The 15,994-nt window shown below is 43.3% G+C and carries 10 protein-coding genes; 5 read left to right on the top strand and 5 right to left on the bottom strand.

From position 1 onward, the window contains the following. Positions 1-22: 22 nt before the first annotated feature. From WKT12_RS10075 to WKT12_RS10065, 3 genes are read left to right on the top strand one after another with little or no spacing between them, the layout of a single operon-like run. Positions 23-4,492 carry a translocation/assembly module TamB domain-containing protein gene (locus tag WKT12_RS10075; protein WP_340319611.1) on the top strand — a complete coding sequence of 1,490 codons (4,470 nt, stop codon included), beginning with the start codon at positions 23-25 and terminating at the stop codon, positions 4,490-4,492. Between the two features lie 44 nt (positions 4,493-4,536). Then, positions 4,537-5,571 carry an agmatine deiminase family protein gene (locus tag WKT12_RS10070; RefSeq protein WP_340319610.1) on the top strand — a complete coding sequence of 345 codons (1,035 nt, stop codon included), beginning with the start codon at positions 4,537-4,539 and terminating at the stop codon, positions 5,569-5,571. Positions 5,572-5,587: 16 nt separating this feature from the next. Next, positions 5,588-6,475 carry a carbon-nitrogen hydrolase gene (locus WKT12_RS10065; protein WP_340319609.1) on the top strand — a complete coding sequence of 296 codons (888 nt, stop codon included), beginning with the start codon at positions 5,588-5,590 and terminating at the stop codon, positions 6,473-6,475. Positions 6,476-6,744: 269 nt separating this feature from the next. Here the strand turns inward: WKT12_RS10065 and WKT12_RS10060 are convergent, their stop codons facing one another. Further along, positions 6,745-8,250 (bottom strand): TrkH family potassium uptake protein, encoded by a 1,506-nt coding sequence (locus WKT12_RS10060; protein ID WP_340319608.1) that lies wholly within the window; start codon positions 8,248-8,250, stop codon positions 6,745-6,747. 162 nt (positions 8,251-8,412) lie between these two features. Here WKT12_RS10060 and WKT12_RS10055 point away from each other — a divergent pair, with 162 nt between their 5' ends. Further along, complete coding sequence (locus WKT12_RS10055) at positions 8,413-11,178, top strand: hypothetical protein (protein ID WP_340319607.1); 2,766 nt, start codon at positions 8,413-8,415, stop codon at positions 11,176-11,178. Here the strand turns inward: WKT12_RS10055 and WKT12_RS10050 are convergent. From WKT12_RS10050 to WKT12_RS10040, 3 genes are read right to left on the bottom strand one after another with little or no spacing between them, the layout of a single operon-like run. Beyond that, entirely contained in the window at positions 11,175-11,765 is a 591-nt protein-coding gene (locus tag WKT12_RS10050) for an aminotransferase class IV family protein (protein ID WP_021971472.1), read from the bottom strand. The genes WKT12_RS10055 and WKT12_RS10050 overlap by 4 nt on opposite strands. After that, complete coding sequence (locus tag WKT12_RS10045; protein ID WP_340319638.1) at positions 11,749-12,732, bottom strand: aminodeoxychorismate synthase component I; 984 nt, start codon at positions 12,730-12,732, stop codon at positions 11,749-11,751. Before WKT12_RS10045 ends, WKT12_RS10050 begins: the two co-directional genes overlap by 17 nt. A 5-nt stretch (positions 12,733-12,737) precedes the next feature. After that, a complete protein-coding gene (locus WKT12_RS10040) occupies positions 12,738-13,103 on the bottom strand; it encodes a YbaN family protein (protein ID WP_021971470.1) in 366 nt (121 codons plus the stop codon). A 113-nt stretch (positions 13,104-13,216) separates the two neighbouring features. Here WKT12_RS10040 and yihA point away from each other — a divergent pair, with 113 nt between their 5' ends. Beyond that, on the top strand, positions 13,217-13,828 hold the full coding sequence (gene yihA, locus WKT12_RS10035; protein WP_021971469.1) for a ribosome biogenesis GTP-binding protein YihA/YsxC: 612 nt from the start codon (positions 13,217-13,219) through the stop codon (positions 13,826-13,828). Between the two features lie 267 nt (positions 13,829-14,095). On the opposite strand, the gene WKT12_RS10030 is transcribed toward yihA, so the two are convergent. Then, positions 14,096-15,961, bottom strand: a complete 1,866-nt coding sequence (locus WKT12_RS10030) for an ABC-F family ATP-binding cassette domain-containing protein (RefSeq protein WP_340319606.1) — start codon at positions 15,959-15,961, stop codon at positions 14,096-14,098. Positions 15,962-15,994: the final 33 nt, after the last annotated feature.

Raw genomic sequence — 15,994 nt, 5'->3', positions numbered from 1 at the left:
GATTAATTTTTGAGCAGTACGCATGAGCAAATTCAGAAAAGTCAAACATATTGTCCGATTTACCATCATCATTGCATTGGTATGCTATTTCGGAGTTATCGCCGTTTTGAGTCTTCCTTTTATTCAAAAACGGCTTTCTGTATTTGCGGCTCAGGAACTCAGCCGCATCATGCATACCGAAGTCAGCATCGGAAGTATAGACTTGGGACTATTAAACCGTGTCATTATACAGAATGTTTATCTGGAAGATAAGTCGGGACAAGAATTACTTAAAATAGCCCGTTTGTCTGCCAAGGTAGAAATTTCTCCGTTATTACACGGGAAAATACGCATCAGCAGCATTCAGCTTTTTGGATTGAATGCCCATCTAAATCGCCCGACTCCCGACAGTAAAACGAACTTCCAGTTTGTCCTCGATGCTTTTGCTTCAAAAGATACAGTGAAGAAACAATCGAATATCGATTTGAGAATTAATTCTGTACTGATTCGCCGTGGGCAAATTTATTATGATCTTCTCTCTGCAGCACAAACTCCGGGGCGTTTCAACGTCAACCATCTGGGCATTCAGAATTTTTCGGCTACCTTGTCGCTGAAAGCATTGACTCCAGACTCCTTGAACGCACAGATCAAGCGACTGAGTTTCAACGAGCAAAGTGGATTTAAGCTAAAGAAACTGGCCCTGAAACTGACAGCCAATCATCACGGACTGCAAGCTAACAATATCGAAGTTTCATTGCCTCAGAGTGAACTTGCCATCGATACACTTGCTGCTGCTTACGACAGCACGGCTTCATCGTCTATCATCAACAACGATACACGATATATGGCCCGCATACGTGCCAGCATAACATTATCCGATCTGGCAATGTTTGTACCATCGTTTACCCATTTTAATGATGCCCTTAATATGCGTATCACCCTCGAAGGGAAAGGATATCAGACCAAATGTACAGACATTTATCTTTCGAACGATTATCAGAGTCTTCTGCTGAAAGGAGAAGCTATGGTAAATCACTGGAATGAAAAAAATAACATGTTCCTCTTCGGCAATCTGGCACAACTGAAAGCTGATAAAGAAGGGACTGGCTGGCTCATTCAAAATCTGACAGGCAAGACTAATACTCCTGCAATATTACAACGAATTGGAGATATCAACTTCAACGGAGATATATCCGGTTATCTAAGTCAGTTAACAACACATGGTACACTCCTGACCGATGTTGGTAGTATCCAAGCTAATGTAACCATGCACTCGGACACGATTACGCATCTACGTTCTTATTCCGGTAAGATTATCAGCCCGGAATTAAACTTGGGAGCATTACTCGACCAAGAGAAAACTCTTGGAAATACAACTTTTGATATTGAATTAAAAGGTTTTAAGTACCATGACGGAAAAGCAGAATCATACATTAAAGGAAATATATCATCACTGACATACAAGCAGTATGAATACCGTAATATCATGCTCGACGGGAAATATACTCCAGGAGGATTCAACGGAAAGTTGTCTTTGGACGATAGCAATGGAAACATTGAGATAAACGGACATTTTGCAACACGGCAAGCTGTACCCGATTTTAACTTAAGAGCGGTAGTTCGGAACTTCTGTCCTAATGACTTGCATCTGACCGATAAATATAAAGATACAGACATGTCACTGAGTCTGACCGCAGATTTCAGCGGCCATTCTATCGATGATATGCAAGGTAAAATCAGCATCGACAGTGTCAGTGTCAATGCTCCCGAAGAGGATCAATGCTATTACCTCGACAATTTAAGTATCATAGCAGGAAATACGGGTAAAAACAAAGAGAAACAACTCGAGATTCGTTCTTCCTTTTTGAATGGCTGCGTAAAGGGAAATTATTCATATCGTACGCTTCCGGCAAGTATCCTGAAAACTTTACAACGGTATATTCCCTCTTTACTGGCATTAAATAAAGAATTACCCGAAACGAATAACGATTTCCAGTTCCATTTTCAATTAGATAATACAGAGCTGTTTTCTAAGGTATTCAATATACCTGTAGAATTAGGGATGCCTGCAACATTGAATGGTTACTTCGATGATCGCCGTACACGCTTACAGATACAGGGATATTTACCTGAATTTATTTATAATGACTCTTATTTTGAATCGGGAACCTTCCTCTGTAGTAACACAGCAGATGAGCTGGAATGTCAGTTACGCATCAACAAGCGTATGAAAAAGGGAGAAACTATCAGCTTAGCTATCAACTCCCGTGTAGCTGAAGATAAATTGAAAACGACAATCCACTGGGGAAACAACGTGCCTTCCACTTTCAGTGGAGTCGTAGAAACAGTTGCCAGCTTCCGGAAATCGGAAGAAAAAAACAGGCTTTTAACCTCTATTGATATCCGTCCAAGTAAAATTATTCTGAACGATACAATATGGAAGATACATCCTTCAAAGATTACAATCGACAAAGATCTCATAGAAATCAATAATTTCTTGTTCGAGCATCAGAATCAGTATTTGCGGGCCAATGGACGTATCGGGAAAGAACAAAGCGACTCATGTCTGGTAGATTTGAGCAACATCAATTTGCAGTATGTAATGGATATCATCCAGTTTCATGCCGTCAAGTTCAATGGCTTAATCACAGGACGCGTACACTTGCACAATGTGTTGCAGAAGCCTGTCATGTATACCCGCCTTAGTGTTAAAGACTTCTCGCTAAATGATGCTTTATTAGGATTGGGAGATATCAAAGGAGAATGGGACAATGAATTGGGAGGAGTACGACTGCATGCTGACATAAAAGAAAATGAGCATTATTTTACGAACGTAGATGGATATGTTTCCCCTAAAGAAAAAGGATTAAACCTTAATATTCAGGCAGGAGGAACGAATTTATCTTTCCTACAGCCATTTATAGAAAATATATTTACCAATATGCAAGGAAGAGTTTTTGGACATGTTCGCTTATATGGGCCTTTTTCAGGACTTGATTTGGAGGGCTGTGCCCAGGCTGATGCCAGCATGAAAGTGAACATTCTGAATACATCATTCAATGCACATGCCGATTCGGTTCGTATCAGTTCTGGACGTTTTAGTTTCGAGAACGTACGTGTTACCGACCCAGAAGGCCATACAGGACTGATCAATGGTGCTCTTAACCATACAAAACTAAAGAATCTGACCTATAATTTCCGCTTTAACACCAACAGAATGTTAGTATATCATACAGAGAAAGAGACACCTGAATTTCCTTTCTATGGACAAATATATACTACCGGCGATGTATTATTACGCGGAGGAAATAATATGCTGACAGTAGACGGGACATTGCGAACTGATCCAGGAACAAAGTTTACATATGTCACAGCGACTGCCGCTGAAGCTACCAATACACAATTTATTACATTTGTCGACAAGACTCCTCGCCGCAAGCAAGAGAGCATCCAGACAGAATTATATCACCACTTAAACAAGAAAGAGGATAAGGAAGAAGAAGACACGCCAACGGATACTCATATTAATTTCCAGATAGAGGCAACTCCGGCTGCAACGATGCGTATTGTCATGGACCCAGTAGCAAGAGATCATATCTCTGCAAATGGAACGGGAAACTTACGCATAAATTACTATAACAAAGGTGATTTCCAGATATTCGGAAACTATAATATAGAAGAGGGTATCTATAAAATGAGTATGCAAAACGTAATTCATAAAGACTTCATTCTCCAGTCGGGTGGCTCTGTTTCATTTAATGGTAATCCTAAAGAAGCCAATCTGGACGTACAAGCTGTATACACCGTGAACTCAGCATCCTTGAATGACTTAGTGGCTGATGCCTCAAACACAAAAGGAACTGTCAAAGTTAACTGCCTGCTGAATCTGAAAGGTAATCTGACAGCTCCTACCCTCAAGTTCGATCTCGACCTTCCAACCGTGAGTGATGAGGATCGCGAACTGGTACGAAGCCTGACCAGTACGGAGGAACAAATGAATACTCAAATCATTTATTTGTTGAGTATCGGCAAATTCTATACATACGATTATTCCAATAATGCTAATCAGTCGGATGCTACCAGCTCTTTAGCCTTCAGTACTCTGTCAGGACAACTGAACAATATGCTATCACAAGTAATAGACAGTCAGAACTGGAACCTCGGAACAAATTTAAGTACAGGCGACAAAGGCTGGACCGATGTAGAAGCAGAAGCTATACTTTCAGGAAGATTACTAAACAACCGCCTGATTATAAATGGCAATTTCGGTTATCGTGACAATCCGATGCGCAACACAAATTTTGTGGGTGATTTTGAAGCGATGTGGCTGCTCACGAAGAACGGAGATTTCCGTCTGAAAGGATATAATCAGACCAACGACAGATACTTTACCAAATCGACATTGACAACACAAGGTATCGGTTTGATGTATAAAAAAGACTTTACCAACTGGCGTGAGCTTTTCGACTGGATTTTACTGAAACGAAGAAGCAAACGTAACAGCCAACAATAACGATAATAAAAAGACACAACATTATAAAAACAAACTATTGCATTATGGAAAAGAACTACTTCTTGCCTGCCGAATGGCATCCGCAAAGTTATATCCAACTGACGTGGCCACATAGCGGGACCGACTGGAACTATATGTTAGACGACGTAGAAGCATGTTTTCTCAATCTGGCTCGTGAAATAGCTTCCCGCCAGCCTCTTTTGCTGGTTGCTCCCGAATATCCCGAGATACTGAAAGGCCTCGACTGCAAGGATAATATACACTTTATAGAATGTCCTACCAATGATACATGGGCACGCGACCACGGATTCATCACCTTATTGCAAAATGATGGAACTCCCCTATTATTGGATTTCTGTTTCAACGGCTGGGGAATGAAATTTGCGGCCAATAAAGATAATCTGATAAACACCCGGGTATACCAAAGCAATCTACTGAACGGAGAATATATCAACTGTCGCAATTTCGTACTTGAAGGAGGTTCGATAGAAAGTGACGGACAGGGAACACTGCTGACAACCTCTACATGCTTGCTTGCTCCCAACCGGAATGATACAATGGACCGCAGTGAACTGGAAACATACCTGAAAGAAAGATTCAACCTGCAACAGATTTTATGGCTGGACCATGGCTTCCTTGCAGGAGACGATACCGACAGTCATGTTGATACACTGGCTCGTCTGTGTCCGGATAACACAATTGTTTATGTACAATGCACTGATTCTTCCGACGAGCACTACAAAGAGCTGCAACTGATGGAAGAACAACTCAAGGCCTTCCGCACACTGGAAGGAAAACCTTTCCGCCTGCTTCCTTTGCCAATGGCAGAAGCCGTTTACGACGAAGAGGGTGAGCGCCTTCCTGCGACGTACGCAAACTTCCTGATTATGAACAAAGCTGTACTATATCCTACCTACAATCAACCGGGAAATGACCAACTGGCAGCAAACGTCCTGTCCCAAGCCTTTCCAGACAGAGAAATCGTAGGAATAGATTGTCGCGCACTCATTCAGCAGCATGGATCATTGCATTGTGTAACTATGCAATATCCGGAAAACGTAAAGACCAACAAACATTAAAAATCTCAGAAAAAATATGAAAAGAATTATCCGTGTGGGCATTGTACAACAATCTTGTACAAACGACCTGAAAACAAATTTAGAAAAGCTACATCGCAATATTGCCTCTGTAGCACAAGCAGGCGCACAACTTGTTGTATTACAGGAATTACATAATACCCCCTACTTCTGTCAGACAGAAGATACGTCCTTGTTCGATTTGGCTGAACCGATTCCCGGTCCATCAACGGGATTTTACAGCGATATTGCTGCAGCCTATCACATTGTATTGGTAACCTCATTGTTCGAGCGACGTGCTCCAGGACTTTACCATAATACTGCTGTTGTATTCGATGCCGATGGAAGTATCGCCGGAAAATATCGCAAAATGCATATTCCAGACGATCCTGCTTACTACGAAAAATTCTATTTTACGCCGGGCGATCTGGGATTCGAACCAATCGAAACCAGTCTGGGAAAATTAGGTGTACAGGTATGCTGGGACCAATGGTATCCCGAAGGAGCAAGACTTATGGCTCTGAAAGGCGCCGAACTGCTGATTTATCCAACAGCTATCGGATGGGAAAGCAGTGACACTCAAGACGAGAAAATGCGCCAGCTCGGAGCTTGGGTTACCGTACAGCGCGGACATGCCGTAGCAAACGGACTTCCGGTTATAGCAGTCAACCGTGTGGGACTTGAACCTGATCCTTCAGGACAAACAAACGGCATACAATTCTGGGGAAACAGCTTCGTGGCAGGACCGCAAGGAGAAATTCTTGCACAAGCCAGCAACCTGAAAGAAGAGAACATCGTGGTAGACATTGATATGAACCGTAGCGAGAATGTTCGCCGCTGGTGGCCTTTCCTTCGCGACAGAAGAATTGACGAGTTTAAAAATCTGACGAAACGTTTCATCGATTAAAAAGACAGATTTTCCGCTTTTACAATCGTACCCAACCACCTGTTGCCAGCCTATAAGCCAAAACCATTCGGACCTATACAGCTATTCGGATTCATTGTCTATTATACATGCCGGAAAGCAGTTGTTCGTATATGTCGTGATGATAATTTTTTGACTTTATTTTTAATGCAGGCAGTAAAAAGAATATAAAATAATTCCCCACAGATTAAAGTCCGGAAGGAAACATATCTGTGGGGAATAATTGTATATACCGAAAAGTAATAACAGCATCAACGTTTATGCCAGAATCCCGGCGAGAACATAAGCAGAATACCAAATAATTCCAATCGACCAATTAACATCAAGAACGATAATATCCATTTGACAATATCGGGAAGAGTACTCCATGAAAAGGCCGGTCCATACGCTCCCAACCCCGGTCCTACATTACCTAAACTGGAAACCACCAGTCCAAATGATTCCGTAAGGCCCAGACCCAAAAACATCAAAACCACCCAACTAATGAAAATACAAATCATATACAACAAGATAAACGTATTGACTGTCGATATGGTAGATAAAGAAATAGTCTGTTGATTCACTTTCACCGGCAGCACAGCACGCGGATGTATCAAGCGGCTGAACTCATTTTTCATATTCCGGAATAAAATAACCAGACGCATATTCTTGATACCACCACCCGTAGATCCGGTACAGCCACCAGCCATCATCGTATAAATCAAAAGCATCCATGTGAAAGGAGGCCAGCCATTATAGTCATCGGTAGCAAAGCCACAGGATGTATGGATACTGGCAACCTGAAAGAAAGCCTTCCGGAAAGCCTCTTCCCAACCATAATGATTTTGAGTAACCAGAGGAACCATAATAAACAAGGTCACTACTCCCACCGATATCAGAAACCATCTGCTTTCATCATCCTTGAACAGATGAAGGAACTTACCTTTCAAACACATAAAATACAAGGAAAAATTAATTCCCGACAAAACCATAAAGATGGCAATCACATATTCTATAAAGGGAGAATTCCAATGAGCCACACTATCTTGCTTGGTAGAATATCCTCCGGTAGCTGTCGTAGAAAATGCATGACACACAGCATCAAACAAGTTCATGCCGCCCAGCATCAACAAAATAGTTTCAGTCACGGTAAGCAACAAATATACAGTCCAAAGCCACTTTGCCATGATACTGATTTTAGGATGAATCTTATCATGCGTCACTCCCGTAGCCTCAGCCGAAAACAAGACCTGATTTCCAACCCCGAAAATCGGCAAAACAGCTATGGTAAAAAAGACAATTCCCAATCCACCTATCCATTGAGAAAAGCTACGCCAGAACAACATTCCATACGAAAGCGACTCAATATCATCAAGAATAGTGGCCCCCGTTGTGGTAAACCCCGACATTGTTTCAAAGAAAGCATCGCTTACCGAAGGAATTTCCCCACTCAGATAAAAAGGAAGCATGCCAAACACTGTAAATAAAAGCCAGGTAAAAGCTACAATACAATATCCGTCGCGGCGAGAAAGCTTATTTTCGGCCTTACGCCCTAAAAACAACAATATGCTACCCGCCACAGCAGCTATCAGTGTAGAATATACAAAATAAATATAACTATGTTCGCTGTAACATAACGATACGCCTGCACAAACAAGAAACATTACTCCCTCTATGAACAACAAAATACCCAATATCCGGAAGATCATCTTACGATTAATCAGACTATTTGTCCGGTTTCCACTTAAATATTCATTATTAGCTATAATATCTTGCATTTCTTTTTTTCTAAAAATTGAGATACAAATCTAATGATAAAGATCGAATAGAATGGATTTTTCATGTAAAAAGATGCATTTTAAATTGTAATTTATACCCAACATTCGGAAATATTTGCGTAATTTGCAACATTAATTAACCAAATTATCTTCTGACACTGTATGAGCAAACTCACTTTTCATCTGATTAAAAAGCTGACAGGCGTCGATATCGAACAATTACAAAATGATAACGAGGCTTTACTGATAAAAAACCAGCAACTTTCCATCGAAGTAAAAGACGCGAACAAGGAAGTAACCTACAAACGTACTCAGTTGACTGAAACGCAGGAGGAACTGTCCGTAGCACAGACAGAACTTAGCCAGTTGCAAACATCCATTGCTGCACACCAGCAGGAAATATCCAATCTGCAAACTGAAATTTCAAAATTGCAATCGGATAAAGAAAACGGATTGGAAAAAATGCAAAGCGATGAGCAGGAAATCGTTTCCCGCAACAACGAAATACAGTCACTGAGCAACAAGCTCGACGAGGCGCTGAAACTGAATCAGACGATTACTGCCGATAAAAATAAACTGGAACAACAGCTCACCGATTTAAAAGAAAAACAGGCCCAGAGTATAACACAACTGGAAGATTTAAAAAAGCAGAATGAATGTTTTGCTGCAAGCAAGGAACAACTGGAACAGCAATTGTCGGAAGCACTGAAACAAAACGACAGCCTTGCAGCTCACAAAGACGAGCTGGAACAAAAACTGGACGAAACTCTGAAACAATATGCAGCAACCGAAGCCGACAAAAACGAACTGGAGCACCAATTGACTGATGAAAAGGAAAAGCAAAACCAGCATGTTGCCCAACTGGAAGATCTGCAAAAGCAAAATGAATGTATTACTGCAAGCAAGGAACAACTGGAACAGCAACTGTCGGAAGCACTGAAACAAAATGAAGTTATTGCGGCTGGAAAAGACGAACTGGAACAACAGTTGGACGATGCTCTGAAACAAAACGAAACAATTACAGCCGACAAAGACGAGCTGGAACGTCAGTTGACAGATCTGAAAGAGGGACAAGACGAAAACAGTACGTTGCTCGAAGATTTACAAAAGCAGAACGAGAACATTGCGACTGAGAAAAATGAGCTTGACCAGCAACTCTCGGAGGCATTAAAGCAAAACGAAACGATTGCCACCAGAAGAGATGAGCTGGAACAACAGCTTAACGATGCGCTGGAACAAAATAAAACAATTTCAGCCGATAAAGATGAGCTGGAGCGTTTGCTGGCCGACGAGAAAGAGAAACAGAGCCAAAATGCTGCACAACTGGCAGAATTACAGAAACAAAATGAATGTATTACAGCAAGCAAGGAGCAACTGGAACAGCAACTGTCGGAAGCACTGAAGCAGAATGAAAGTATTACTGCCGGAAAAAGCGAACTGGAAAACCTGCAGAAACAGCTTGAAACACTGAAAAAAGAAAATGAAGCTCTAAAAAATTATTACTCACAACTGGAAGAAGAAAGAGGAAAAGCTGTACAAAATGAAGAGCAGGCGAAAAAAGGAATAGAAGACCTGACCAAAAACTATACCGACTTACAAAAAGACTTATCCGGACTGCAAGAGAAACTTGATGCAGCTGAATCTGAAAATGCAAACCTCTCGGGCAACCTTTCTGAACTGCAAAAGAAAATGCACCTTTTGCGTGAAGAGAAAGAACAGCTTGCAAAAGAAAAAGAAGAGTTACAAGCCACTCTGACCCGACTGGAGGAAAGCATGCAGCAGCAAGCAGCGGCAGAAAAAGAAGAACAGACTCAGGAGTCAGATAAGATTCAGGAAGAGCCGAAACAACCTCAGAATGAAGTAGAGCAATCGCAGGAAGCACAAACTCCCGCTCAAGAAGAATCCAACGAGGTTCCTGTACAGACAGAAGCACTTCACGGCGGAGAAGAACATCCAGCCACCGGACAAGCTGCTTCCACACCTGCTACACAGCAACCTGAACAGTCTCACCATTCAGATATACTGGAAGCATATCAGGAGATGAAAGCCAGACTGGAGGAAAGTACACTGCACTATCCGTATACACGCATTACCTCAGAAACAGACGGCTGCCAGTACATTTACGAATCGCGCACCCTGCAACTGAAAGCCGAGTTGTTTATCTGGGGAGTAGAAGGCAAGGAAGTTATACTCGAAGAAAACCACTTCATCCCGTACAATGAAATAGCCAACATAGAAGGTCTGGAGTCACCCTTTGCAACCGAAGCCATGGCTTGTGACTTCTCGGAAGGCGGCAACGGAGAAGAAGTTGCAGAAGCATTGTTGATGGCTATCTGTTGTTATCATCCGGTCCGTGTCACATACCGCGACAAGAACGGAAGAATATCAGACCGCAACCTCTACTGGATTTGCTTCCAGCCACAGGGAGTAGCCAGCGTACGGCTGCCGTACGAAAAGATTTTCCGCGACATGTTCGACGGAAACATCGATACGGAACATATCATGGCTATGTGCGCCCATAGTCCTGTTCCACGCATATTCATTATCAACCAGATATTGAACATACAGGTTTTCGATGCTTTCGTAACAACCCGTAAGGGAATAGACACACAGATAGACGGAATGTACTATGCAGTACTTGCCTCGCAGCAGGAAGCTGCCGACATGATTTACCAGTGCCTGCCGCAGCAGTTCAAGAAACTGCCTTCAGTCATCAGTTACCGTGCGCACTACTGGATGCTGGAAGGCGACTATCAGAAGGCGATGAAACTCTATCTGAGCTTTGCACCCGATACGAAAGTGGCAAACGGCAAGACATGGGCAGATATCAATACTGCCAATTTCGATGAATTTATCAGAAACGACGTAGAGGCGGAGCGTTTCTCACAACTGAAAGAAGCATTAAAAGAAGAGGGTTGGGCTATTTAATAGCCCAGCTCACTGCTGTCTATTTCTATTTCACCAAAGGAAATCATCGCATTAAACAGGCGGATGCGGGAATAAAGAGGCAAGTCGTCTACGGTTATGTCGCGTTCTACAAGCTGTTTTTCATCGAGCAGACGCCGGCGATGTGTCCCCTTCAGCAAAGGAGAAGAAGGCGTATGCCACTCCGTTCCGTTCCATAAAGCGACATTGGCTATCGAAGTATCTGTCAGACAGCCGTTTCGCACAATCAGTACATCATCTTTTTCGCCACGCCGGGCAAAGAGCTTGTCCAGCAGACTTCGGTCGGTACTTTTCAGCGAATAATCAGCCTCGTCACAATCTACCAGTTTCAAGCTATGCACCTGTCGCAAGTGATAAGGTATATAGCTCACATCCTCAACCTCACGACCATATACCACACGGCAACGCGTACGCTCCCGATAAGGTGCAGGATGAATGAATTCCGCCAAATCCAGCTCAGGCAGTTTCCCCCACACCATCCGGCGAGTTTCATTCAGGCGGAAGTTATGATAAGGCAAATTCCAGATTTCCCCGCCTTCGATACGAATAGTTTCAATAAATCGGCACATATATTTTTTTCACCATTTCTTCATATTCACTGCGGGCGTTGCTACGGAAAGTAATACCTCCCCCGCTTTTATACACCAGTCCACCGTCCGTCTGTTCCAGGAAACGAATCATCACCGCACTGTCCAGATTCCGTCCGTCAAAATATCCCATTACGCCGGTATAAAATCCCCGCTCATACGTTTCCGCCTCCCGGATAATCTCTACGGTTTTCTTCTTCGGAGCTCCAGTTATGGAACCCGCAGGAAGCAGTTTAAAGAACATCCCACCCAACTCTTCCCGATAGTTTTCCGACAGGCGTCCCCTGATTTCGGAACTCATCTGAAGCAAGCGTCCGCTATGTGTATGCAGTTCGTCCAGATAGCGGTATCGGGTAACGGTTACTTCGGTTGCTACCTGACTCAAGTCATTGCGTATCAAATCGGTAATGGTAGCATGCTCGGCAGCCTCCTTCTCATCGTTCAGCAGCAAGTTGCGGGCATCGGGCAAAGAAGCATCAATGGTACCCTTCATCGGATACGAATAAATATAGCCATCGACTATACGGACAAATGTTTCAGGCGAAAATACCACAAAGCAATCGTCATACCACAGCTTATAGCGAGCTGTAGCATGTTCGAATACCTGCCGCAGGGAAAGACTGGTTTCCACCGGCGTAGCACAAGTCAGATTCGTCAGAAACGAATTGCCGGCATGCAAGTTACGGTGAACAATATCGAACGAGCGAAAATAATCTTCATACGCCTGCGGAGCAGACTTCCAGTACATAGCCTCAGGTTTCGGAGCTGATGTTGGCAACACATTTGCAGCCTCCGGAAAAATAAAGGCCAGCCTGTCTGGAGAGATGTCCTTCAGCTCCGAAACCAGACATTCCGTTTCATCAAAATTTATCAGGAAGAAAAATGCAGTTCCCCGTGCTCCGAAGCGGTTCATGCGGGCAATCGCTTCTTCACGATTGTAAAAATGCAGTTCTTTCATCGGGCAGAACGGGTTTTAAACGATAAAATATAAATAGTAACTCCGATGGTGACAAGTGCCATCATTCCCTTCAACCACCAGTAAGGAAACAGAAAAAGCACACAATGCAAGGCTGTAATCCAAAGCAAGGCAACAGATATAATCTTAGCCCGGAGCGGAATGGCCCTTTCCTCGCGGAAACTGCGAATATACGGTCCCAGATACTTATGTTCCAGCAACCAGTTGTATATGCGTGGGGAACCTTTGAAAAACAATGCCGCCGCAAGCAGCAAAAAAGGCGTCGTAGGCAGCACAGGCAAAAAAATGCCTATCACTCCCAACGCCAAGAAAAGGGAACCTGTTGCGATATAGATATATTTCATTGTACAAATATACAACGAAACCCGGATATTCCTCGAAAAGTAGAGTAAATACCGCCATATTTTCATATTGCCGCTTTTTATCCTATCTTTGCAGACAGTAAAAACAGATTAATATGGAAATAACCAGTGCCGAATTCGTAGTCAGTAATTCAAGGGCAGACATGTGCCCCAAGACCAACTTGCCGGAATATGCCTTCATAGGCCGGTCGAACGTAGGAAAATCCAGCCTCATCAACATGCTGACCAAACAGCCTAAGCTGGCCATGACTTCTTCCACTCCGGGAAAAACGCTTCTCATCAATCATTTCCTTGTCAACAAGGAATGGTATCTGGTAGACCTTCCGGGGTACGGCTATGCGCAGCGAGGCAAGAAAATGATGGAGAAAATTCAGAAACTCATCGAATATTATGTTCTCGAACGCGAACAGATGACCTGTCTGTTTGTGCTGGTAGACAGCCGTCTGGAGCCTCAGAAAATAGACCTCGAATTTATGGAATGGCTGGGAGAAAACGGCGTACCTTTTGCCATCATCTTTACGAAAGCCGACAAACAGAGTAGCGGAAAGACTAAATTCAATGTCGACCGGTATATGGAAGTACTGAAAGAACAATGGGAAGAACTTCCTCCGTATTTCGTGTCTTCTTCGGAAAAGAAAACCGGAAGGAAGGAAATACTGGATTACATCGAGTCTATAAATAACTCTCTGCAAGCACAAATCAAGTAAGGCTCTGATTCTTTACCAGCAAATCTGGAGATGTTGTTTTAAAAATGTCCTGACGTTTTTTTATTTTTTGTACAAAAACAAAAATCTTTTGTACAAATTTTCGGAGAAACAAACTGAGGAATTTTTTCTTTTCTCGCGACAGGACTGATGAAACTTCATGACACTCCATACATGACAAAGCCAACTAATTCGCACTCCCTCTAAAAGATGCAAATTAGTTGGCTTTTAATCTTTTCGACAGAATTCTATCTTCAAAAGAGAGAAACGTCAGCCTTCTATCTCACTCAGTTCCAGCCAGCGCATACTCTTCTCGTCCAGTTCATCATTCAAAGCCGGAAGACGTTTCGATTTTTCCGTCAACTCTTCCACACTCAACGAACCGCTGCACAGGGCTTCCTCCAGCGCTTTCTTTTCCGCCTCCAACTGGGCAATGTCTTTCTCCAACTGCTCGAATTCCTTTCTTTCCTTGAAAGTCATCCGGCGCTTGTCGTTCAGGCGTACACGCTGCGTCTTTTCCTCTTTCGGCTTGGCAGCCTCTTTCTCATGTTCCGCCTTGGCAAGTTTCCATTCGCGATAGTCGGAATAATTGCCGGGGAAGTCGCGTATATCGCCCTGACCTTTGAATACCAGCAAATGGTCGACAACCTTATCCATGAAATAGCGGTCGTGGCTGACAACAATCACACAACCTTTAAAGTTCTGCAAGTATTCTTCCAGCACCTGAAGAGTCACAATATCCAAATCGTTGGTAGGCTCGTCCAAAACGAGGAAGTTCGGATTCTTCATCAGCACCGTACACAAATACAAACGGCGGCGCTCTCCACCACTCAGTTTATAGACATAACTATGCTGTGTTTCGGGAGTGAACAGAAAATGCTGCAGAAACTGCGATGCTGTCAGGCGTTTGCCGTTGCCCAGTTCTATAACCTCTGCAATGTCGGTTATCACGTCTATAACCTTCATCTGCTCGTTGAATTTCAGCCCTTCCTGCGAATAATATCCAAAACGTACCGTTTCGCCGATATCGAGCGTACCGCTGTCCGGCTTCTCCAAACCCATCAGAATCTTGATAAATGTAGACTTTCCGGTTCCGTTGTTTCCCACAATACCCATTTTTTCATAACGGGCAAAAATGTACGAAAAGTCATCCAGAATCTTTATATCGCCGAAACTCTTGCACAAATGGTCGGCCTCAAAAATTTTTGAGCCGATATACGATGCCTTCACGTCGAGCTTTACGTTCGTATCATACGTATGCTGCTTGGCAACCTTCTCCAATTCGTAAAAAGCCTCCTCACGATAGCGCGCCTTGTGACCGCGCGCCTGAGGCATACGGCGCATCCACTCCAGCTCCGTGCGATACAGATTATTGGCTCGTGCTATTTCTGCATTGGTAGCATCGATACGTTCCTGACGCTTCTCCAGGTAATAACTGTAATTACCTTTATACGAATAAATCTGCTTGTTGTCTATTTCGATGATTTCCGAGCAGACACGATCGAGGAAATAACGGTCGTGTGTTACCATGAGCAAGCTCAGGTTGGCACGGTTCAGATATTCTTCCAGCCATTCGGTCATGTCGAGATCCAAATGGTTGGTCGGCTCGTCCAGAATCAGCAGGTCAGGTTCGGTAATTAAGACATTCGCCAGTGCCACACGCTTGAGCTGTCCTCCAGAAAGATGCTTGATTTTCTGATCGAAATGACGGATTTTCAATTGTGAAAGAATTTGCTTGGCACGGCGCTCATAATCCCACGCCTTTTCGTGTTCCATGCGTGCCAGCAAGTCCTCCAGCCCCGGATTTCCGGGAGTTTCCATACATTTCTCATATTCCTTTATCAGCTCGACGGTACTGTTTCCGTGATGGAAACAAGCCTCCAGCACCGTCAGTTCTTCCGGGTAAGAAGGACTTTGCTCCAAATAGCCCACCCGCAAGTCACGACGGAAGGTAATGGTACCTTCATCGTACCCTTCCTTTCCGGCAAGTATATTCAGCAACGTTGTTTTTCCACTTCCGTTCTTGGCAATCAGCCCGATACGCTGTCCTTGTGCAATACCGAACGATATTTCATGGAACAGCAGCAGGTCGCCAAAAGATTTTGTCAGATTCTCGACTTGTAAATATGGAATCATTCTCTTTTATCTTCTAAATTAATTTTACATCGT

Origin of the sequence: Phocaeicola sp. HCN-6420, from assembly GCF_037890145.1 — a bacterium.
Classification (GTDB): domain Bacteria; phylum Bacteroidota; class Bacteroidia; order Bacteroidales; family Bacteroidaceae; genus Phocaeicola.
Note: the sequence above shows the minus strand (reverse complement) of the source record. Positions and strands in the feature narration are given on the sequence as shown.